Here is a 25,938-nt window from a genome sequence, read left to right as displayed (position 1 = left end):
TGATCCTGCTGCCCTTCTTGTCAGATCTCCTTGTCGCTGTCTCGGAGCAGGGTATTCAGGATCGGGCCGATTGCGCTGGCGCCCTTGGGATTCATCATTCCCGTGTGCCATTCGTCGATCGGGATCTCGTGGATGGCTCCGGTGATGTGCCCGCGCCAGGTTTCTGCTATCTGGTCTCGATATGACTCGCGGTCGGCGATGAACAGTACGGCGTCGCCTTCGAAATGTGCCGGTGTATGCGAGACCGGTGTCATGAAACATTCGGTTACTCGTTCGACCTGTTGCGCGGTCAGGATGCCTTCGCTGCTGAGTCGTTCCGCGAGTAGTGGGAGCAGCTCTGCTGGATGGTCGATCTGTTGATCGTCGGTCATGCCGAGGAAATCACCCCATCCGCGGAGGAATTCGGTCAATGCGCGGGCGGCCTGGTCGTCATCGGGTTCGGGTGTCTGCGGGAGATTCTCGGCGATACCCGCATCGACGAGGGCGAGCAGTCCGACGGGGTGACCCATTTGCTGCAGTCGGGCTGCCATGGCGTGGGCGATCTTTCCACCCAGCGACCAACCGAGGAGGTGATAGGTGGTGTCGGGGAAGGACTTCAGGATCTCCTCGACGTAACGCTCGGCGTACGCATCCACCGACTCGAGCCGGGGACCGTCTTCGACGATATAGGGATCCTGGAGGCCGTAGACGGGGCGGTCCGGGTCCAGGTGGCCCGCCAGTGCGCCGTACACCCATGCGAGACCACCACCCGGATGGACGCAGAACAACGGTGCTTTGTGGCCCGTCGAGCGCAGCGGCGACAGCACTCCGAGGGATACGCCCATCTCGGACTGCGGTTTCGCCAGGTTCCGCGCGAGTGATGCCGGTGTCGAATCGGAGAAGAGCAGCCGGTAGGGAACGGTTGTCTCGGTGCGTGCACGCAGCTGGGACACCAGCTGCATGGCGACCACCGAGGTTCCGCCCAAGGTGAAGAAGTCGTCGTCGACCCCTACCCGCTCTACCCCCAGCACCTCCGAGAACACCGCGACCACGATTTCCTCGAGCGGTGTCGAGGGCGCCCGATATGTCGCGACCATCCACTCCGGCGCAGGCAGTGCGCGCCGATCGACCTTCCCATTCACGGTTAGCGGCAACGCATCCAGCACGGTGACGGTGTCGGGGACCATGAACGACGGCAACCGCTGCGCCACCGCCTGCCGGATCGCCGCCGAATCGAGGCTGCGCCATGGAGCAGCGGTGACGTAGGCGGCCAATCGTGCGCCGCCGACATCGGAACCGGAGGTGTGAACGATGGCGACCGCATGTTGTACCTCGTCCAAACCTGCCAGCGCAGCTTCGATTTCGCCGAGTTCGAGCCGTTGGCCTCGAATCTTGACCTGGAAATCGGCGCGGCCCACGAACATCAATACCGCATCGCCGTCGCCGCTGGACATCCACCGCACCAGGTCTCCGGTGCGATACATCCGCGACCCCGGCGATCCGAAGGGATCGGCCACGAACGACGCGGCGGAGAACCCTGCCCGGTCGATATATCCGCGCGCCACACTCGGACCGGCCACGTACAACTCTCCGATTGTGCCGGGCGGCACCGGCCGCAATGACGAATCCAGCACCACCAGACGAACTTCCGGAATCGGAGCACCCAGCGACACCGGATCACCGCCATCCAGGAACGTGCCGGCAATCCACATCGTGCACTCGCTCGGCCCGTACACATTGTGCAGCCTGCGGACACCGGCGGTGTCCGTGCCCGACCAGCGCCGCACCAACTCCGGCGTACATGCCTCGCCACCGCTCAGTACCACCCGCAGGTCATCGAGCCCGGCGGGATCGACCGAGAGGGCGACCGCCGGCGCCATGAAAGCGTGCGTAATGCGCTCGCCGCGCATCAACTCCGCGAGCGGTTCTCCGGCGAAGACATCGTCCGGGGCGACAACCAATGCCGCACCGGCCGGTACGGCCAACAGCAGCTCCAGCATTGCCGCGTCGAAAGTGCGTGCGGCACCGGCCAATACGCGGGAGTCGGGGGTCAGCCGGCAGCGTGAATACTGGATAGCGGCGACGGCGGCCAATCCCGCATGAGTGACGGCCACGCCCTTGGGCGCACCGGTCGATCCCGAGGTGTAGACGACATAGGCGGTATTGACCGACCGTACCGCCCCGCGCCGGTCGATATCGCCGACCGGAGCGGCGCTGTACGGGGAAAGGTCGAGCCGGTGCAGGTCGAGCACCCGAATTCCGGCACTGCCGCACTCGGCCAGGTCTGCACCAGCGGTATCCGATCCGGTTGCCCGCGAGGTGATTTCGCCGTTGGTGAGCACGACGGCGGCAGCGCAATCGGCGAGGATGAACCGGTTGCGCTCGGCCGGCTGGCCGGGATCGATGGACAGGAATGCGGCGCCGGTCTTGGCGACGGCCCACACCGCGCGCACCCACTCCGCGGATCGCGGAATCGCCACCGCAACAACCGATTCCGGTCCGGCGCCCGACTCGATCAGTATCCGTGCGCACTGATTCGACCACTCATCCAGCTCCCGATACGTCCACTCGCATCTGGAATCGACGACCGCGAGCCGATCCGCGTGCTCGACGGCGACTCGACCCAGCATCTCGGTCAGCGTGACCCGCTCCGGTCCGGCGCCGCCATCACCCCACTGCGACAGCGACAGTCGCTCAGTGGAATCGAGCACATCGATGTCACGCAATCCCACTGCGGGATCGGCGACCACCGCACCGATGATTCGCTGCAACCGCCGTGTCAGCGCGGCAATCGTCGACCGATCGAAAAGATCGAGGGCGAAGCTCATCCCGACCATCAGGCCGCCGTCGGTGTCAGGGGTATCGGAAACGGTGACGGTGAGATCGAATCGTTCGACCCCGGTTCCGAGATCCATTGGTGTGCACCGAATCCCTGGCAACAGGGCGTCTGTCGGATCGAGGTCGAGGTTCTGGAAAGTCAGCATCACCTGGAACAGCGGGTGATACGCCTGGGTTCGTGGCGGATCGACCACTTCCACCACCCGCTCGAACGGAATATCGGCGTGGGCGAACGCCTCCAGATCGATACGCCGGCATTCATCGAGCAGATCGCTGAACGAAGCGGCCTCATCGACCTGGGTACGCAACACCAATGTGTTGACGAACATGCCGACCAGACCGTCCAATGCCGCGGCGCCCCGCCCCGCGATCGGAGTGCCCACCGCGATATCGCTACTGCCCGACACCCGCGACAGCGCTACCGCCAATGCCGCGTGCATCACCATGAGAACGGTCGCGTGGTGTGTGCGCGCGACTCGGTGCAGCCCGGCCGCCGTATCCGCGTCCACCGCAAACGAATACGTGTCACCGCGGTGTGAGGCCACCGCGGGCCGTGTCCGGTCGGCGGGCAACTCCAGCCGATCCGGCAAGCCCGCCAACTGCCCGGTCCAATACCCGACCTGACGCGCCGACACGCTGTCCGGATCGGACTCCGCCCCCAGCACCTCACGCTGCCACAGCGTGTAGTCCGCGTACTGCACCGGCAACGGCCCGGCCCACTCCGGATCTTTCCCCGCCATGCGCGCCGTATAGGCCAGCGACAAATCCTGCGCCAACGGTGCCAAGGACCAGCCATCGGCCGCGATGTGATGCATGACCAGCACGAGTACGTACCCATCGGAACCGCTGTCCAGCAAGGTAACCCGCAATGGCGGCGCACTCGGCAGATCGAACCCGCGCCGCACCAGCGGCAGCACCACCTGCTCGATGTCGGCCGTATCGACAGTCCGTACCTCGACGGTCGTGGTGGCCTCGGCTACCGGCACGATTCGCTGGTACGGATTCCCGTCCCGGTCCGGGAACACCGTGCGCAGGGTTTCGTGGCGCGCCACCACATCACCGAGGGCAGCGGTCATCGCCTCGATATCCAACTCGCCGGTCAACCGCAGCACGAGTGGAATGTTGTAGGCGGGTGAGTCCGGTTCGAGCCGGTTGATGAACCACATTCGCCACTGCGCGAACGACAGCGGCGGGTATTCGGGTCGCTCGCGAACCACCAGCCTCGACCACACCGGGTCTTCGACGCCGGTCGAGCGCTCGGTGAGTATCCGCGCCAGCTGGGCCGCGGTCGGCGCGTCGAACACCTCCCGCACGCCCAGATCGGCGCCGGCCGCCGTGGCCACCTGTGACGCCACCCGTGTCGCCGACAACGAATGCCCGCCGAGCGCGAAGAAGTCGTCGTCGACCCCCACCCGCTCTACTCCCAGCACCTCCGAGAACACCGAGACCACGATTTCCTCGAGCGGCGTCGAGGCGGCCCGATACATCACAGCAACCCAGTCCGGGGCGGGCAATGCGCGCCGATCCACCTTGCCGCTCGAGGTCAGCGGCAGTTCCTCGAGCACGGTGACGGTGTCGGGGACCATGAACGACGGCAGTCGTTGCGCGATTGCCTGCCGGACCGTGATCGGGTCGGGCAGGTGACCGGGTGCCGCGGTGATGTAGGCGGCCAATCGCACTGTCTCGCTCGGCTCATGGTCACCGCCTGCGGTGTGCGTGATGACTACCGCGTCCCGTACCTCGTCCAGGTAGGCCAATGCGGTTTCTATTTCGCCGAGTTCGAGGCGCTGGGCACGGATCTTGATCTGACGATCGGCGCGGCCGGCGAACATCAAAGTACGACGCTCGCCAATTGGCATCCACCGCACCAGATCTCCCGTGCGATACATCTTCGACCCGGCCGGCCCGAAGGGATCGGCGACAAACGATGCGGCCGTCAATGCCGCCCGATCGAGATATCCGCGCGCCACACCGGGACCGGCGGTATACAACTCCCCGACCACGCCCGCCGGTACCGGACGCAGCCATGCATCCAGCACCGCCAACCGGACTCCTGGAATCGGCCCACCCAGCGACACCGGTTCGTCCACATTCAATTCGGCCGCAGTGACCCAGATCGTGGACTCGCTCGGCCCGTACAGGTTGTACAACCTGCGCACACCGGCGGCGTCGGTACCGGACCATTGCCGCACCAGCGCTGTCGGACACGCTTCACCGGCCACCATCATTACGCGCAGACTGTTCAGCCGCCCGGCATCCATCGTGGCCGCCACAGCCGGAGTCAAACAAGCATGGGTGACCCCCTCGGCATGGATCAACTCCGCCAGCGGCGCACCGGCGAAAACGTCAGCGGCAGCGACAACGAGCGCCGCACCGACCGAAACCACCGACAACAACTCGAACACAGCCGCATCGAAAGTGCGTGCGGCAACAACCAATACGCGGGAATCGGCGCTGAGCTCGAACTGCCGGCACTGCGCACTCGTGACAGCGGCCAACCCGGCGTTGGTGACGGCGACACCCTTCGGCGTACCGGTCGTGCCCGAGGTGTACACGACGTAGGCGGTATTGCTCGACCGCACGGCACCGCGTCGATCGCCATCGGTCACCGGCGTGTCGCTGTACCCGAGTAGGTCGAGCCGGTCCGGATCGATGACCGGAATTCCGGCACCGTTCCACTCTCCAGCATCGGCGAGCACGACCTTTGCGGCGACGTCGGTGAGGACGAAGCGGTTCCGCTCCGGCAGGTGCGCCGGATCGACGGACACGAAGGCGGCACCGGTCTTCGCGACCGCCCAGACCGCCCGCACCCAGGCCGCTGAGCGCGGGAGCGCGAGCGCCACCACCGTTTCCGGACCGGCACCCTGGTCGATCAGCATCCGCGCGCATCGATTCGACCAGCGATCCAGTTCCCGATAGGTCAGGCGATGCGTCGCATCGACGACCGCGAGCTGGTCCGGGAACTGCGCGGCCACCAGGGAAAGCATCTCGTTCAGCGTGATCGGCGTCGGTCCGGCGCCGCCATCACCCCACTCCCGCAACGACTTCCGCTCACGCGAATCGAGCACATCCAGCTCACGCAATCCGGCCGCGGGATCGGTCACCACGGAGAGCAGGATTCGCTCCAGCCGGTGAGCCATCTCAGTGACCGTCGACCGATCGAACAATTCCGTGGCATAACCGATGGTGACCGGGATATCGCCATTCGAGTCCGGAAGGTCGGCGACGGTAATGGACAGATCGAATCGTTCGACGGTGGCACCGAGGTGTATCGGCGTGACCCGAATCCCCGGCAGCTGCGCGGAGGCCGGATCCAGGTCGAGATTCTGGAATGCCAGCATCACCTGGAACAGCGGATGGTGTGCCTGGGTCCGGGGCAGATCGATGGCCTCCACCACTCGCTCGAACGGAATGTCCGCATTGGCAAAGGCATCGAGATCCACCCGTCGAACCTGGCCGAGCAGATCCGTGAACGATCCGGCCTCGTCGATCCGCGTCCGCAGCACCAGCGTGTTGACGAACATGCCGACCAATTCGTCCAATGCCGCCGCACCGCGGCCCGCGATCGGCGTTCCGACAGCGATATCCGTGGTTCCGGACAACCGCGACAGCAACAGTGCCACTGCCGAGTGGACGACCATGAATACCGTCGTTCCACTGGCATTCGCCAGTTCGCCTATCCTGTCGAACAATCCGGCAGCCAGCACGAACGAATAGCCGGCTCCGGCCTGCGAGGCGACCGTCGGTCGCGGTCGATCGGCAGGCAACTCCAATCGATCCGGTGTCCCCGCCAAATGCGTTGTCCAATAGGCGAGCTGACGCATCAACGTCGACTCGGGGTCGGACTCCGCACCCAGCACCGCGCGCTGCCACAGCGTGTAGTCCGCGTACTGCACCGGCAACGGAGCCCATTCCGGGGACCGTCCCGACCGCCGCGCCGCGTAGGCGGTCGACAAGTCCCGCGCGAGCGGCGCGATCGACCACCCGTCGGCGGCAATGTGATGAATCACCATGATCAATACGTGCTCACCGGAACCGCTGTCCAGCAACGTAACCCGCAATGGAAGCTCGGTCGACAGGTCGAACCCGTGCCGAGTCGACTCGGCGACGGCAGCGTCGAGCTGTGCCGGATCCACCGACCGCACCTCGACGATGACCGCAGCCCGGTCGGCGGGTAGCACCTGCTGGAACGGCGTCCCTGCCTCATCGGGGAATACCGTGCGCAGGCTCTCGTGCCGCGCGACCACATCGCCGATCGCCGCTATCAGGGCATCGGTGTCTAACTCGCCGGTCAATCGCAATACCAGCGGAATGGTGTATGCCGCTGACGCCCCATGGAATTGGTTGATGAACCACATGCGCAGCTGCGCGAACGACAACGGCACCCGCTCGGGTCGCTCCCGGACCACCAGCGCCGACTCCGCCGAACCACCGGCGCCGACGTCCAGCACCCGCGCCAATCGCGCGGGAGTCGGCGCCTCGAACACATCCCGCACCCCGACACGAACACCCGCTACGGCGGACAGCCGCGACGTCGCTCGCATCGCCGATAGCGAATGCCCGCCCAGCGCGAAGAAATCGTCGTCCGCGCCGACCCGGTCGACCCCGAGCAGTTCGGCGAACACGTCCGCGACCATCTGCTCGGTCGGCGTCGACGGCTCGCGGTAGTCCCGCGTGAGTTGTTCCGGTTCCGGTAAGGCCGCGCGATCCACTTTGCCGCTCACCGTGAGCGGCAGTTCGGGCAGGACCGAGCACGCATCGGGCACCATGTGCGCCGGCAGTCGATGCCGAGCGGCGGCCAGCACCTGCTGCGGGTCGACATCGGCACCGACGAGATAGCCGATGAGCCGCTGGGATGTCGCGTGCTGCACCACGACGGCTTGCCGCACCCCCTCCTGCGCGGCGAGCACCGCTTCGATTTCACCCAGCTCGACCCGCTGTCCGCGAACTTTCACCTGGAAGTCGTTGCGTCCCAGGAACTCCAGGTTGCCCTGTGCGTTCCAGCACACGAGATCGCCGGTCCGATACAGGCGGGAACCGCTGCGGCCGAACGGATTCGGGATGAAGGACGCGGCCGTCAGCGCCGGCCGGTTCGAGTAACCTCGCGCCTGCTGGATGCCGCCGAGATACAGCTCACCACGCACGCCGACCGGCACCGGTCGCAGCAATGCGTCCAGGACGACCGCCTCGATGCCGCGGATCGGCCCGCCGAGGGTCACCGGCTCATCGGGATCCATCGGCTCACCGATGAGGGTGACGATGACCGTCTCGGTCGGTCCGTACGCGATGTACAGTTCCCGGCCCGGCGCCCAGGCCGCCACCAGTTCGGCGGGCACCCGCTCGCCACCGGTGACGAGCACCCGCAGTGACTCCAGCCCGGCGGGCGACATGGTCGCCAGCACGCTCGTCGTCACAAAGGCGTGTGACACCCGTTGCTGCCGAATGATTTCCGTGAGGGATGCACCACCGAATATGTCCGGCGGAGATACCACGAGCGCGGCCCCGTTCGGATGCGCCATCAGCAGTTCCATCATCACCGCATCGAAACCTGGCGCCGATACGGCCAATACCCGGGACCCGGCGTCCAAGCCGTAACGCGCACGCTGCTCGGCGGTGAAGTTCGACAAGCCGTCATGGCTGACCACAACGCCCTTCGGGGTGCCTGTCGACCCGGAGGTATAGACCACGTAGGCGGTGTGTCCAGGGTGCAGCGGGCGAACCCGGACGGCGTCGGTCACCGCGGTCGCGGAGAACTCCGCGAGGCGCGCCGGCAGGTCCGGTCCATCGAGCATCAACCGGTCGATGGTGCCCGGCACCGTGGTCACCGTGTCCGCCACCGACAAGGCGAGGCGCACATCGGAATCGGCGATCATCACAGCGACCCGATCCAGCGGATGGCGCGGGTCGATCGGCACGAAGGCCGCACCGGCCTTGGTCACCGCCCACAATCCGGCGAGGAACTCGATACCCCGGGGCATGGCCAGTGCGACCGCATCGCCCGGCCCGATACCGCGTCCGATCAGCAACCGCGCCAACCGGTTGGAGTAACTGTCCAGCTCACCGAAGCTCAGCGTCACCGCACCCGACACCACCGCGGGTGCGGCCGGGTTGATGGCAGCTCCCGCGACGAGCAGGTCCGCCAGCGGTCGTGGCGGCTCCGCCGGGAGGCCCCGCACCGGCGCCAGCCGAGCCCGCTCGGCTGCGGACAACATGTCGGTCGACTCCACCGTGACCGACGAATCGATGGTCATCGCATCCAGTACGCGGGTGAGCCGGTCGGCACAGGCCTGAACCCACTCATGAGCGAATACCCCGGGCTGGTACTGCAACTGGGCCCGGAACGGTTCCCCCTTGACGACAATCAATGCGAGGGGATAGTGCGCGGAATCGTTCGACCGCAGATCCTCGACGGCCATGCCATCGAGCGCCGCGGCCTGTGCCGCGAGCGCGGCCTTGTCGACGGGATAGGACTCGAACACCAGCACTGTGTCGAACATGGACGAAACATCCAGTGCGGCATGGATATCGGTCAGGCCGATGTGATGATGACTCAGCAGTTCCGACTGCTGTGCCTGCACCCGGTTCAGCACCGCTGAGATCGGCTCGCCAGGGGAGTGGCGGACCCGCACCGGGATGGTGTTGATGAACAGGCCGACCGCGGACTCGATACCGGGCAGCTCCGCGGGCCGCCCAGAGACCGTCGCACCGAACACGACATCGTCGCGCCCGGCCAGATACCCCACGACAAGTGCCCACGCCACCTGGAACACGGTGTTCGCCGTGACCCCGGCGGACGACGCCGCAGCGATCAACCGGTCGGTGAACCCGTTGTCGAAATCCACTGCGACAGAGCTCATTCGCGCTGCCGATTCCGCAGCTGCGGCGTGTGGAGCCAATAGCGTCGCCTCGGCGCCGTCGAGCGCGGCCTGCCACACCCGCAGCGAGGCGTCCGAATCCTGCCGGCCGAGCCAGTCGAGGTAGGAGCGGTACGAACCCGCCGACTCCGCGACCGCGGCGCTGTTCGGTGCCGCGTACACCGCCAGCAACGTCCGCAGCAGCGAAGGCATCGACCAGCCGTCGAACAGCACGTGGTGGTACGACAGCAGCAGTGTGAACCGATCCTCGGCCGCCGCGACCAGTGTGAAACGCATCAGCGGCGCCGTTTCGATATCGAACGACTCGGCCTTGTCCCTGTCGATCACCTGTGCCAGTGCGGATTCCGTATCCACCACGGTGCGCAGGTCGATTTCGCGCCACGGCATGACCACATCGTCGGCGACGATCTGCACGCCTTCGCCGTCGGCATTGGCACCGAACGCCACCCGCAGATTCGGATACCGCTGCAACAGAGATCCGGCCGCGTGGCGCAGTCGTTCGGCGTCCACAACGCCGGACAGCGTGATCGCGAGCTGTACCGCGTACACGTCCACCCTCGACTCGGCCAGTCGGGCGTGGAACAGCAGACCGGTCTGCAAGGGCGACAACGGCCATACGTCGATCAGGCTCGGGTAGCGCGTCTCCCAGGTCGTGATATCGGATTGTGTTGCCCGCACCAACGGGAAGTCGGAGGGCGTATGCCCACCGGAGTGCGGGTGGCGCTGCCGGGCGACGACGGCGTGCAGTGCGTCGACCCACAGCTGGGCCAGCTCACCGACCTCCGCCTCGTCGAGCACGCCTTCGGGGTAGCCGAAGGTGGCCGACAAGCGTCCGTCGGTGACAACGGCCGTGATATCGACGACGGCCGTCGCCAGGACGTGCAGGTCCTCATCGGCTATCGGAGCACCGAGTGCGTCGGTGACGGCGAACTCGGATGTGGTTGTCCCGCCGGATGATCGGTTCGGCGACAGTTGGCCGAGGTAGTTGAAGGCGACCTGCGCGGGCAGCCCGGCAGGCAGTGCCCGCGCCGTCTCGGGGTTGAGGTCGCGCAGCAGTCCATAGCCGATGCCGTGGTCCGGGATCGCGCGCAAATGTTCCTTCGTGCGCTTGATCGCGGTCTCGATCGCCGAGCCACCGGTGTAGGCATCATCGAGATCGATTCCCGCCATATCGATCCGAACCGGATATACCGTCGTGAACCAGCCGACCGTCGCGGTCAGGTCCGCACCTTCGAGTACCTGTTCTTCTCGCCCGTGCCCCTCCAGCCGCAACAGTGTCGAGGACTCCCGCACTCCTCGCCCGGCTCGCCATCGCCGCACTGCCATGGCCAGCGCGGCCACCAGTGCGTCCTGGACATCACCGTGGAACGCCGCGGGCACCCGAGTCAGCAAGGCCTCGGTGATCTCCGGCGACACCTGCACGCGCCGGAGGCGTATCCCTCCTGCGGCATCGCGAACGGGGTCCACGGCACGTGACCCGAGCAACGGGTCCGGCCCGTCGACGATCTGTTGCCACAGCGGCAGTTCCGCCATCCGCCGCGGCGACCGCGCCTCCTCGACCAGGCCGTGGGCCCAGCGCCGCATCGACGTCCCCACCGGTGGCATGGACACCACACCACCGGCGCGGTACTGCTGCCACGCCGACATCAGGTCGGGAAGCATGATGCGCCACGAAACGCCGTCCACCACAAGGTGATGCGCGATGACGATCAGCTGCCCGGCCTGCGCCGCGTCGGTGGGAGCACACCAGAGCACCTGCAAGACAACGCCGTTGGCCGGATCCAGCCGATTCAGCGCCGCATCGACCTCCGCCGTCACGAGCTGGTGGCGGCGCTCCGGGTCGATATCCGGGGCGATCACGACCGGATGCACCAGCGACTCGACGTCGACCGTTCCGCTCGGCCGCGTCTCAAGCTGCCAGTCCCGGCCATCGTGCCACAGCCGAGCCCGCAGCATGTCGTGCCGGTCGATCACCGCTGTCATGATCGCCAGTACTCCGGCACGATCCAATCCGACCGGCGCTGTGAGCACCAGGGTCTGATTCAACCGCCGGAACTCGCCCTGCCCCACCATCCACCGGACGATCGGTGTCAGCGGCAGCTCACCGATGCCTCCGCCGGGCAACTCCGCGAGAACCGTTGCGGGCTCGACCGATTCGGCCAGACACGCCAGCGCGGCAACCGTTCGTGCCTCGAACACCTGCCGCGGCGTGAACACCACACCGCGATCCTTCGCCCGAGCTACCAACTGGATCGACACGATGCTGTCTCCGCCCAGGGCGAAGAAGTCGTCGTCGGCTCCCACCTGATCGACTCCGAGGACCTGCGCGAATACCGCGGCCACGACTTCTTCGGTGGCGGTGGCGGGTGCCCGGTACGTCGCGGTCACCCATTGCGGTTCCGGCAGCGCTCGCCGGTCCACTTTCCCGCTCGCGGTCAGCGGCAGTTCGTCCAGGACAGTGACGATGTCGGGGACCATGTACGACGGCAGTCGCCGCGCCGCAGCCTGCCGGACGGCGATCGGGTCAGGGCGATGGCCTGGTGCCGGGGTGATGTAAGCGGCCAGCCGCGCGGTGTCGCCGGTCGCACCGTTGGTGACGTGAATGACGACGGCACGCCGGACTTCGTCGAGTTCGGTGAGTACGGTTTCGATTTCGCCGAGTTCCAGGCGCTGGCCGCGAATCTTGATCTGTTGATCGGCACGGCCGACGACCGCCAGTACCCCGCCCTCGGGGCCATCCGGCAGCCATCGCACCAGATCGCCGGTGCGGTACATGCGGGATCCGGCAGGCCCGAACGGATCGGCCACGAACGCCGCCGATGTCATCCCGGCGCGGTTGAGGTATCCGCGTGCGACGCCGGGACCGGCTACGTACAGCTCGCCGACCACACCCGGTGGCACCGGATTCAGCCAGGCATCCACCACCACCGCACGGATACCGGGAATCGGGCTGCCTACCGATACCGGTGCTCCGGCAGCCAGTTCCGCGCCGGCCACCCAGACCGTGGCCTCGCTGGGTCCGTACATATTGTGCACGCTCCGGACACCGGCGGCGTCGGTTCCCGACCATCGCGCCACCAGCGCGGGAGGGCATGCTTCGGCGCCGGTCGACAGGACTCGAAGGTCGTCGAGCCCGTCGGGCTCGATCGACAGCGCGACCATCGGCGACAGGAAGGCGTGGGTGATGCGTTGCGCGCGCAGCAATTCAGCCAACGGCGGCCCGGCGACAATCTCGCCGGGAGCGATGATCAGCGCGGCGCCGGCGGGTACAGCGAGCAGCAGTTCGAGGATCGCCGCATCGAAAGTGCGTGAGGCAACGGCCAATACCCGCGATTCGGTATTCGTCCGCTGGTCTCGGTGCTGAGCGGTGGCGATTGCGGAGAGCCCGGCATGGGTGACCGCTACCCCCTTCGGCGTACCGGTCGACCCCGAGGTGTAGACGACGTACGCGGTATTGTCCGGCCGCAGGGAGCCGAGTCGGTCACCGTCCCCGATCGGGGCAGCATTCCATGCGGACAGGTCGAACCCGTCCAGATCGAACCCGGCAATCCCGGGTACTTCCCATTCCCCGCTTGTCGCTCGAGCACCTGCGCCGGCGGTGAGCAGTACGGTGGCCGCACAATCGGCGAGGATGCCGCGATTGCGCTCCCGCGGCTGTGCCGGATCGAGGGAGACGAATGCGGCCCCGGTCTTCGCGACCGCCCACACCGCTCGCACCCAGGCCGCCGAACGAGGAATGGCAATCGCCACTACGGTTTCCGGGCCGACCTTGTTTTCGCTCAGCGCCCGCGCACACCGATTCGACCATTCGTCGAGATCCCGATACGTCCACTCGTGCCCCGCGTCCACGAGCGCGGGCCGCGCCGGGAATTCCACTGCGGCGTGCGCGAGTATCTCGGCCAGCACGACCGGCTCCGGCCCGGCACCGCCATCGCTCCACTGGCGCAACAGCATTCGCTCGCCCGATGCGAGCAGATCCAGGCCACGCAGGCCGATCGCCGGATCGGCCACCACGGCACGCACGGTGCGCCGCAGGCGGTCCGCGAATGCGGCGATCGTCGGCCGATCGAACAGGTCGAGCGCGAAGCCGATGGTGATCGGTACACCACCATCGACCTCAGCGGTTGCGCTGTCCGGGATGTCGGCGACGGAAATGGTGAGATCGAATCGTTCGACCCCGATATCGAGACTCTGCAGTGGTTCGACGTCGAGCCCGGGCAGCTGTGCCAGCGCCGGGTCCAGGTCGAGGTTCTGGAAAGCGAGCATCACCTGGAACAACGGATGATGCGCCTGGCTGCGGGGTGGGTCGATGGCCTCGACGACTCGTTCGAACGGAATGTCGGCGTGCGCGAACGCGGCCAGGTCCACCTGACGGCACTGGTCGAGCAGGTCGGTGAACGAACCGGCCTCGTCGACCCGGGTACGCAATACCAGCGTGTTGACGAACATGCCGACCAACTCGTCCAGCGCCGCCGCGCCGCGACCCGCGATCGGAGTACCCACCGCGACATCGGCGCTGCCCGACAATCGCGACAACAACAACGCCAATGCGGCGTGCACCACCATGAACACCGTCACCCGGTGGGTGCGCGCCACCGCGCTCAACCCGGCCACCGTGGCGGCATCCAGGGTGAACGAATAGGTACCGCCACGCTGCGACGCCACCATCGGCCGCGGCCGATCGGCAGGCAACTCCAGCCGATCCGGCAACCCCGCCAAATGCCCTGTCCAGTAAGCGAGCTGACCCGCGAGGACGCTCTGCGGATCTGACTCCGCACCGAGCACCTCGCGTTGCCACAAGGTGTAATCGGCGTACTGCACCGGCAACGGCACCCACTGTGGCGCCCGCCCCGCCCGGCGCGCGGTGTAGGCCAGCGCCAGATCACGGACCAACGGCGCTATCGACAGCCCGTCGGCGACAATATGGTGGAGCACCACGACCAGCAGATGGTCATCGGATCCACTGCGCAGCACCGTGACTCGCCACGGCGGCCGGGCGGACACATCGAAACCCTGACGCACGATATTCGTCACCCGGTGGGTGAGCTCGATCGAATCGACAGCCTCCGTCGCGACCTCCACGCCATCGACAGGCAAGATCCGCTGGCACGGTATCCCGTTCTCGTCGGGAAATACCGTGCGCAAACTCTCGTGCCGGGCCACGACATCACCGATCGCGGCGGTCAATGCCGCCGAATCCAGTTGTCCGCGCAAACGGAGCACCATGGCGATGTTGTACGCGGGGGAGTCCGGCTCGAATCGGTTGATGAACCACATTCGAGACTGCGCGTACGACAGCGGTATTCGTGCCGGCCGGTCCTGTGGTGCCAACACCACGCTCGGCTGTTCCGCGGTCTGAATGGACCGCGCCGCCAGTACTCCGGCCAATCGGGTAGCAGTGGGTGCGTCGAACACGTCGCGCACTTCGACGGTGATACCCGTAGCCGTCGCCACGCGGGACGCCACCCGCGTCGCCGACAGTGAATGCCCGCCCAGCGCGAAGAAATCATCATCGGCGCCGACCCGGTCGGCCCCGAGTACTTCCGCGAATACCGAGACGACGATCTCTTCCAGCGGTGTCGACGGAGCCCGATAGGTCGAGGTGATCAGCTGCGGGGCAGGCAGGGCGCGACGGTCCACCTTGCCATTGGGCATCAGCGGCAGCTCGTCGAGTATGACGATGGCCGCCGGTATCATGAACTCCGGCAATCGATCTGCCGCGAATTGCCGGAGCTCGGCCACCAGATCGCCGAGACCGGGATCGTTCACATAGGCGCCCAGCGAATCCAGTGGCCCCGCGCTCCGATAGATGTCGTCGAACACCGTGGTCTCGTCCGCACCCCGGACGAGGACCGCGTCCATCCGGCCGGGCGTCGGTGACCAGGTGACTGCGACCGAGAAGCCCAATTCCGTGCCGAGCGCCCGAATCTCGTGCGGCAGCACCGTCGCGGTGGTGTCGCCCAGGTCGAGATCGGCAACGCGCACGTGCTCGCCCGCAGTGTCGACCATTCGAGTGGCGGCAACGTCCAGAATCGTTCCGGCCTGCGGTATTCCGATGATTCGCAGACTTTCGGGCTGCTCGGCGACGAGCCGAGCGTGCAGTCCTCGCAGATCACCGAATTCGGCCCAATCACGGTGCGGCAGTTCGGCAAGCGACCGAACCTGCGCCGGGGCTTTGCGCAGTACCACGTCGTAGCGGTATCGCGTCAACTCGTTGTCGACCGGCGCGTACTTCAATTCGATATCCACCGCGGCCACGGCGGCGACTTTGTCCCGCAATGCGAGGAAGAATTCGGGGGCGACCAGCAATTCCTGTTCGGCCGTCAGTGCGCGCCGCGCGCGCTCCCGCACCGCCGCTACCGTGTCCTCGTCCCCGCCGCCGGCCAGCTGTGTGCCGGTGGCGAATTCCCGCAGCAGTGTCAGGTTGCGGATATCGCCGAGGAAGAACGCGCCACCGGGCGCCAGCAGCCCCATGACCTTGTCGATGACGTCGATCAGGTAGGCGGCGTTCGGGAAGTACTGTGCGACCGAGTTCAGCACCACCACATCGAATCGGTCCGGCGGCAAGCCCGAGACATCGTCGGCGGACTGCACGCGCAAAAGCACTCGGTCCGCCCAGTCCACCGCCGATTCGAGCAGCCGCGATCGGAGATTCCCGATAGTCGCTTCCGAGAAATCGGTGCACCAGTACTCGGCGCACTGCGGTGCCAGCCGCGACATGACCAATCCCGATCCGACACCGATTTCCAGCACCCGTGCCGGCCGCAGACCGAGAACCCGGTCCACGACCGCGTCCCGCCATTCCCGCATGTGCCCCAGGGGAATCGGCTCTCCGGAGTAGCTACTGTTCCAGCCCCCGAAATCGGCATCCAAGGCCATCGGCTCGGCGAATTCGCGGCCGTTGCCGAGGTAGCTTTCCTTGCCGGCGTACAGGTTGTCGTAGACCTCTCGCCAATGACCGACCAGCTCGGCCGCGCGGTCGCTGTCGTCGCCGACCGTCGTTTCACGATCGCGAACAATGTAGGCGACCAGTTGCTTGTCGACCACAGCGTCGGCGGGGGCGGATGTCAGAGCGCGGGCGACGACCACCGCGCGCGATACCGCCGGATGCGATACCAATGCCGCCTCGACCTCGCCGGGCTCGATCCGATACCCGCGCACCTTGACCTGGTCGTCGGCCCGGCCCGCGAATTCGAGCACCCCGGTGCCTTCGTTCGAACCTTTCAGCCACCGCACCACATCTCCGGTCCGGTACATCCGCTCGGCGGCGCCGAACGGGCACGCCACGAACCGCTGCGCGGTCAATCCGAGCCGCCCCGCATAGCCTCGCGCCAATTGTGTTCCGGCGACATATAGTTCGCCCGCCACGCCCACTGGTACCGGCCGCAAACGCGAATCCAGGATGAATACCCGCACATTCGCCACCGGAGTACCGATCGGTACTCGCGCATCGGTAGCCCAGGGCCTTGACGCGAGGATCTCATGGGTCGTCACGCATACGGTGTTCTCGGTCGGCCCATAGGCATTGGCGATATCGACACCGGGCCAGCGATCCCGGAATCGCGCTACCGCAGCCGAACTCAAGGCGTCGCCGCCGGTGACAACCTGGCGCACCGGATCGGTATCGAGCTCGGGTCCTGCGGTCGCGAGCAGCTCGAAGAGCGCGGTTGCCACGAATATCGTCGTGACGCGATGACGGGATACCGTGCGCATCAGGACGGAAAGATCGAGCCGATCGGGCGGTGCGATGACGATTGTCGATCCTGCCAGCAGCGCGGGCCACAGCTCGTACGCCGACGCGTCGAACGCCATCGAGGAATGCAACAGCACTCGTTCGCCCGGCCCACCGGGCCAACCGTGCACTGCCATGTTCACGACGCCGTGGTGTTCGACCACAACACCTTTCGGGCGGCCCGTCGAACCGGACGTGTAGATCACATACGCCGCATCGCTCGGCGACAACGACGGCAAATCACTTCCGGACGACTCACCCTCGAGATCCGCAACATCCAGGCACAACGACGCGCGTCCATCCAGAGGCAAACCCGCCGCGGTAGAAACCGTCGTCAACACCAGTGCCGGATCAGCATCACCGAGAATGAACTCGATACGGTCACTCGGGTATTCGGGATCGATCGGCAAATACGCACCACCGGCCACCACAACCGCCAACACGGCAGTCACCAGATCCGCCGAGCGTGGCATCGCCACAGCCACCACCGAACCACGGCGAACACCCCGGCCGATCAACACCCGCGCCAAAACATCCACCCGCGCAGCCAATTCGCGATAGGTGCTGTCGCCGTCCGCGTGCGCGACAGCAACTGCCTCCGGCGTGGCCGCTACCTGTCGAGCGAACAGGTGCGCGAGCGAGGTCGCGTCCGGCACCGGCGCCGCCGTGCTGTTCCAGATTCGCAGCAACCGGTCGCGTTCCTCGGGCGCGAGAATATCCATCCGTCCGATGGGGATTCCCGGGTCCGTGGTGACGGTGTCCAGCAGTCGCAGATAACGTGTGGCGAGGTCGTCCACGGTGGCCCGATCGAACAGATCGGTGGCGTATTCGATCCGGCCCGCCAGCGTGGGGGCAGCGGCGTTGTCGGCCGGATTCACTCGTTCGACCACATCGACGTGCAGGTCGAATTTGGCGGTACCGGTGGTGATCGCCGGAACGATGTCGACTTCCAACTCCGGGAGCCGCAGATCTGGCAACAGGTTGTTCTGCAGCGCAAACGACACCTGAAACAGCGAGTGATACGCCGGAGAACGCGTCGGTTGCAGCAATTCGACCAGCCGCTCGAACGGAGCGTCCTGGTTCTCGTAGGCGGTCAAGGCCTTTCGGCGGACCTGATCGAGCACCTGCTCGAAACGGGGGTTACCGGACAGATCCACCCGCAATACCCAGGTATTGACGAAGAAGCCGATCAAATCGTGCGTCGCCTCTTGGGTGCGCCCGGCGACCGGACCACCGATGCAGATATCCTCGCCGGCGCCGACCTGCGACAACAACACGGCCAGCGTCGACTGCAACAGCATCGACACCGTCACCTGGCGATCGTGGGCGAGTCGATACAGTCGCTCGCACAGTGCGGGCTCGAAGGCGAACTCGATCACCTCGCCGCGATTACTGGCAATCGGCGGACGCGGACGGTCCAACGGCAGCGTTATCGGCTGCGGGGCATCCACCAATTCGTTTTCCCAATAACGGAATTGGGTTGCCAGCACACTGTCCGGGTCGGACTCCGCGCCCAATGTCTCACGCTGCCAGAGCGTGAAGTCCGCATACTGCACCGGCAATGGCGCCCACTGCGGCGATTGTCCCTGCTGACGCGCGGTGTACGCAGCCGTGAGGTCCTGCACGAACGGCGCTATCGACCAACCGTCCGCGGCGATATGGTGCAATACCAGCACCGCTATGTGGTCGTTGAAACCGGTGTGCAACAACGTCACTCGCAACGGCAGCTCTGTCGAGACATCGAATCCCCGGCGCACGAGAACCGCCACGGTCTGTTCGAGCTCACCGGGATCGACCGTGCTCGTCTCGATCGTTGTCGCGGCCAGGCCGACCGGCAGGATCCGCTGGTACGGCACCCCGTCCTCATCCGGGAACACGGTGCGCAGGCTCTCGTGTCGCGCCACCACATCCGTCAATGCCGCGGACAACGCCTCCTGATCCAACGGCCCGCGCAAGTGCAGCACCATCGGAATGTTGTAGGCCGGTGAGTCCATTTCGAAGCGGTTGATGAACCACAGTCGCGACTGGGCGAACGACAGCGGCATGCGCTCCGGCCGCTCTCGGACCGTCAACCCCGGTCGTGCCGGATCGAGGTCTGCTCCTCGTTCGGCAAGTGTGTGCGCCAGCCGTGCGGGAGTGGGGGACTCGAACACCTCCCGCACACCCACCTCGGTACCCAGCACCGCGGTCATTCGCGATGCCACCCGCATCGCCGACAACGAATGCCCGCCGAGTGCGAAGAAGTCGTCGTCGACGCCGACTCGAGCCATACCGAGCACCTCGGCGAAGACGGTGACGGCGATCTCCTCGGCCGGCGTCGACGCGGTGCGAGAGTCCGCAACGGCGAAGGTCGGCGCGGGCAGCGCGCGTCGATCCACCTTGCCATTGGGTGTCAACGGCAGCTTGCCGAGTATGACGATGGCCGACGGCACCATGTACTCCGGCAGCCGATCCGCGACGAAGCGTCGAATCTCGCCGGTGAGAACGGCCTCGTCCGGCACCTCGTCCGAACGATCGAGCACGACGTACCCGATCAGCCGCTTGTCCGCTACGCTCACGGAATCCGCAGTCGCGGAATCGATCTCGCGAGCGATCACCACCGACTGTGAGACCAGCGGGTGTGTGGTCAAGACGGTTTCGACCTCACCGGGTTCGATCCGGTACCCGCGCACCTTGACCTGTTCATCGGCGCGAGTGACGAATTCCAGGACACCGTTGCCTTCGTTCGAACGTTTCAGCCAGCGCACCACGTCACCGGTGCGGTACATGCGCTCACCGGCTCCGAACGGACAGGCCGAGAACCGCTCTGCGGTCAAGCCCGATCGATCCCGATACCCACGTGCCAATTGCACTCCGGCCACATATAATTCGCCCGCCACGCCTGCCGGCACCGGCCGCAATCGCGAATCCAGCACGAAGACACGCATATTCCCCACGGGGGTGCCGATCGGCACGCTGCCCGCATTGCTCCACTCCGGCGAATCGGGGATCTCATAGGCCGATACGCACACCGTATTCTCGGTCGGCCCATAGGCATTGGCCACGCCGATTCCCGGCCACCTGTCGCGGAAGCGGGCGACCGCGACCGACCTCAGCGCATCACCGGCGGTGACCACTCGGCGGACCGAATCGAGTGTCAGTTCCGGGCCTGAGTTCGCCAGTATCTCGAACAGCGGGGTCGTCACATACAGCGCCGTCACGGCATGCCGAGATATGGTCCGGCTCAGCTCCGCGATATCCGATCGGCCGGGCGGTGCGATGCCGATCGTCGAACCCGCCAGCAGCGCGGGCCACAGTTCGTACGCCGAGGCGTCGAACGCCATCGACGAATGCAGCAGCACCCGCTCGCCCGGTCCGCCGGGCCACCCGTACATCGCCATGTTCACCACACCGCGGTGTTCGACCACAACACCTTTCGGGTGTCCCGTCGAACCCGATGTGTAAATCACGTACGCCGCATCGCTGGGCGACAAGCACGGCAAATCCTGACTGGACGACTCACTCTCGAGATCGACAACATCCAGGCACAACGAGGCCCGCTCACCCAGAGGCAAGCCTGCCGCGGTGGAAACCGTCGTCAATACGAGCAGCGGATCAGCGTCGGCCAGAATGAATTCGATACGACTGCTGGGGTATTCGGGATCGATCGGCAGATACGCACCACCGGCCGTCACCACCGCCAATACCGCGGTGACCAGATCCATCGACCGTGGCATTGCCACAGCGACCACTGAACCCCGGCCGACACCCTGGCCCACCAGCACTCGCGCCAAAACATCGACCCGCACAGCCAATTCCGCGTAGGTCAGTTCGGCGTCACCGAACCGCAGTGCGACCGCGGCCGGTGTCGAATCGACGCGTTCGAGGAACGCTGCCGTGATCGTGGCCTCCGGGTCTGTGCTCGGGAACCGCGAGTTCCATTGCGTCAGAAGTTGTTCGCGTTCCACATCGGCCAAGAGGCCGATATCGGCGATCGCAGTCGACGGGTCGGCGCTCACCGCGCGCAGGACACGGAGGTAGCGGTCGGCGATGCCGGTCACCGTGGTTCGGTCGAACAGATCGGTGGCGTATTCGATCCGGCCGGCCAGCACCGCAGGAGTTTCCGTGGTGCCCAGGGTCTCGATCAGATCGAAATGCAGATCGTTCTTGGCGCTTCCGGTGGAGAAAGCCAGGAATTCGGCAACCAGATCGGGCAGTTCCAGTGCGGGCAGGCCACCGTTCTGCACTTCGAGCGACACCTGGAACAGCGGGTGGTAAGCCGTCGATCTGGCCGGATTGATCAGTTCCACCAGCCGCTCGAATGGAGCGTCCTGATTCTCATAGGCGGTCAAGGCTTTACCGCGCACCTGGTCGAGCACCTGCTCGAAAGGCGGGTTACCGGACAGATCCACCCGCAATACCCAAGTATTGACGAAGAAGCCGACCAACTCCCGCAGTGCCTCATCGGTGCGCCCCGCAACCGGACCGCCGATCGAGACGTCCGTTCCGGCTCCCAGCCGCGACAGCAGCACCACCAGCGCCGCCTGCACCACCATCGACACACTGACCCGGTGCTCCCGGGCGAGCCGATACAGCGCCTCGCGCAGCGGTGCGTCGATGGTGAATTCCAGGACGTCACCGCGATTGCTCACCATCGGTGGGCGCGGCCGGTCGGCCGGCAGCGATATCGGTTGCGGTGCGTCGGCCAATTCCCCTTCCCAGTAACGACATTGAGCCGCGAACGCACTCTCGGCATCGGACTCAGAGCCCAGCAGTTCACGCTGCCACAAGGCGTAATCCGGGTACTGCACCGGCAGCGTGCCCCAGCCCGGCTCCCGGCCTGCCGAATATGCGGCGTATGCCGTCGACAGGTCTCGCAGCAACGGCGCCATCGACACACCGTCCGCGGCGATGTGATGCACTACCAACACCAGCACGTGCTCGAACCGACTGCACCGCAGGACCGTAGCCCGCAGCGGCATATCCACCAGCAGGTCGAATCCGCGCCGGACCCGCTCCGCCACCGCATCGTGCAACCGCGCCGGGTCGACATCGGTCACCTCCAGCACCGGAGCGGCGGCCGTGCTTGTCACAACCTCCTGACGTGGCACCCCGTCCAGCTCCGGATAGCGTGTGCGCAGCACCTCATGGCGCGCGACCACCGAGCCGAGGGCCGCGGTCAAAGCCTCGGTATCCAGCGATCCGGCCAGACGGAATACCAGCGGAATATTGTAGGTCGGTGATTCGGGCTCGAACCGGTTGATGAACCACATTCGTAATTGCGCGAACGACAACGGTATTCGTGCGGGCCGCTCCCGAACGACCAGCTGCGATCGGACCCGCCCCGGATCGATCTCGCGTTCGGCGAGCACCCGAGCCAGTCCGGCGGCAGTGGGGGCGTCGAATATGTCACGTACGCCGACCTCGCGGCCTGACACCTCGGCCAGTTGTGCGGCCACCCGCGTCGCCGAAATCGAATGCCCGCCACGGGCGAAGAAATCGTCGTCGACACCGACGCGCTCTATATGGAGTACCTCGGCGAACGCGGCGGCGACAATCTCTTCGAACGGGGACGATGCGGCACGGTAAGTCGCCACCGGTCGCTGGGGCGCCGGCAATGCGCGCCGATCCACCTTCCCGGTCGCGGTCATCGGCAATTCGTCGAGAACCGTAATGGTTTCGGGGACCATGTACGACGGCAGCCGTCGCGCGACCGCCTGCCGGACGGTACGCGCATCGATGGCGTGACCCGGTGTCGCGGTGAGATAGGCCGCCACCCATGCCGTGTCGGCGTCGTCAGCATTTCCGCCGATGGTGGTGACGATGGCGTGCTGAACCTCGTCCAGGCCGGTCAGCGCGGCTTCGATCTCGCCGAGTTCGAGGCGCTGGCCACGAATCTTGATCTGGGAATCGGCGCGGCCGACGAAAGTCAGCATCGCGCCGTCGGCCCCACGGGGCTCCCAGCGCACCACGTCTCCGGTGCGGTACATGCGCGCACCTGCCGGACCGTCCGGATCGGCCACGAACGATGCCGCGCCCAATCCGGCCCGGCCGAGGTATCCGCGTGCCACACCGGGACCGGCCACATACAACTCGCCCGACACACCGATGGGCGCCGGTCGCAGCCACTTATCCAGCACCGACAGCCGGACTCCCGGTATCGGAGTACCCAGCGACACAGTGTCGCCCGGGCGCAAGGCTGCGCTGGTGACCCAGATCGTGGCCTCGCTCGGCCCGTACAGGTTGTACAGCATGCGAACACCGGCCGCGTCGCTACCCGACCATTGCTGCACCAGCGCAGGCGGACACGCTTCGCCGGCAACCATGAGCACGTGCACATCGTCGAGTTGCCGCGTATCGAGTGTGGCGGCGACAGCTGGAGTCAAACACGCATGCGTCACACCCTGGGCACACATCAACTCCGCCAGCGGTGCACCGGCGAAAACATCACCGGGAGCGACGATCAGCGCCGCCCCGACCGGTATTGCCGACAACAGCTCGAAGACAGCCGCATCGAAAGTGCGTGCAGCAACAGCCAATACACGAGAGTTGCTGTCGAGTTGATACTGCCGCGCCAGGGTATCCGAGACACCGGAAAGCCCGGCATGGGTGACGGCAACGCCTTTCGGTGTGCCCGTCGATCCCGACGTGTACACGATGTACGCGGTATTGCCGATCCGTACCGCACCGCGGCGATCCGCGTCGGTGATCGGGGCAGCGCTGTCCTCGCGCGGTTCGAGCCGGTCGATATCGACCACTCGAACCCCTGGCCCATCCAACCCGTTTGCATCCGTGGTGGTTTCACTGCTGATCAGCAGGATGGTCGCGGGACAATCGGCGAGTATGAACCGATTCCGTTCGACCGGTTGGGCGAGATCCACCGTCACGAACGCGGCACCGGTCTTGGCGACCGCCCATACCGCGCACACCCACGCCGCCGAGCGTGGCACCGCCACCGCCACCGTGGTTTCCGGGCCGGCGCCGCAGTCGATCAACGTGCGCGCACACCGATTCGACCACTCATCGAGCTCCCGGTAGGTCCAGGTGTGCCCGGCGTCGTGGACCGCGAGCCGATCCGCGTGCGCCGCCGCTGCCCGAGACAGCATGTCGGGCAACGTGATTTGTGCGGGCCCCGGACCACCGGTACCCGACTCCTGTAACAGCCGATGCTCGTCGGGCTCGAGCAGTTCCACGGAGCGCACCCGAATCCCGGAATCCGTGAGCACGCAGTGCAGGAAGCTGTCGAGGAACTGTGCGAAACGCCGGTGGTGGTAGGCCACCTGGTCGGGGGTGTACACGCTCGGGTTGGCGAAGAAATCGACCCGGGTACTCTCGCCACCGACGGCCGGATAGACGTTCACCGAAATATCGGGAACCAATCCCGGGGTCAATACCTGCAACCGGCCGGTGATTCCGCCGAGGACGATCTTCGTATCGAGAATCATCAGGTCGACCATCGGCCCGGCGGCCTGCGGAAGATGGCGGGCAGCAGCCGATTCCGAGTCTTCGAGCATGTCTTCGTGCCGGTACCGTTGCCCGCGAAGAACATCCATCAGCGTGCGCTGCGTCTGCTCGAGGAGCGACCCGACGGTGAGGCCGGGGGTGACGGTGATGCGGAACGGCACAATATTGGCGGTCATCCCGCCGGAGCGACTCATCGCCGCCGTGACCCGCGCGGACACCGGCAAGCTCAGCACCACATCGTCGGAGCCGGTCATGCGTGCCAGATATAGACCGAACGCGGCGAGGACGAAGACTGCCGGTCCGGCCGATCGTGTCGCGACGGCCGTACGGAGCGCGTTGTCGGTGTGGGTGGACAGCAGAGCACTCACCGAGAGGGGGTGCTCTTCGGCGAGCGCGACCCGATCGGTCAGCGTCACCGGCTGGGGGAGCTCTGCCACATACTTCGACCAGAACACGTGATCGTCGTGGAAGCGGTGCGAGGTCCGATACTGCTCGTCCGCGGCGACGATGTCGCCCAGCGATCGAATCGCTTGTCGCCCAGGCTCCTTGCCCTCCACCGCGGCGGTGTAGAGCTGTGCGCTGCGCGTGAGGATATTCAGTGCGGCGATGCCGTCCATCACAATGTGATGGGCACGCAGGTACCAGAACCACCGCCGCTCGGCGACACGCACCAGCGCGCCCAGCACCACCGGGCCGTGCGGCAGGTCGATGGGTGCGCGGTAGTCGCTGCGCATCCAGTCCAGCGCCGCGGCAACAGGATCGGGCGCTGACGTGTAATCCAGGCGCTGCACCGCGCCATTGGCAGTGTCGTCCACCACCTGCCTCGGCTGTCCGTCCACCTCGACGATGCGCACGCGGCTGACTTCGAATTCGTCGAGCGCCTGCCCGAACGACGCGATCAGCTGCGTGGTGTCGAGGTCACCGGCGAGCTCCAGGTACAACGCGTTCGATACCGGTGTGGCGCCGGCCAACTGCTGCAGCAATTGAATCGCACGCTGTGCCGCGGTCAGCGGATATGTTGCTGGATGACCGTCACGGGCATGCAGTGGTGATCGGTGGTCGTGCATCCCG

Annotated in this window: 1 protein-coding gene; it reads right to left on the bottom strand. The window is 66.1% G+C overall.

All coding sequences use genetic code 11. The features are described 5' to 3' along the window. Positions 1-20: 20 nt before the first annotated feature. Complete coding sequence (locus JWN03_RS29885) at positions 21-25,934, bottom strand: non-ribosomal peptide synthetase (protein ID WP_297622002.1); 25,914 nt, start codon at positions 25,932-25,934, stop codon at positions 21-23. Positions 25,935-25,938 lie beyond the last annotated feature (4 nt).

The sequence above is a fragment of the Nocardia sp. genome, assembly GCF_025465275.1.
Lineage (GTDB): Bacteria > Actinomycetota > Actinomycetes > Mycobacteriales > Mycobacteriaceae > Nocardia.
Note: the sequence above shows the minus strand (reverse complement) of the source record. Positions and strands in the feature narration are given on the sequence as shown.

What these genes read in the sequence shown, in the direction of transcription:
- JWN03_RS29885 (WP_297622002.1), bottom strand. Translation starts at nt 25,934, where the DNA reads ATGCACGACCACCGATCACCACTGCATGCCCGTGACGGTCATCCAGCA.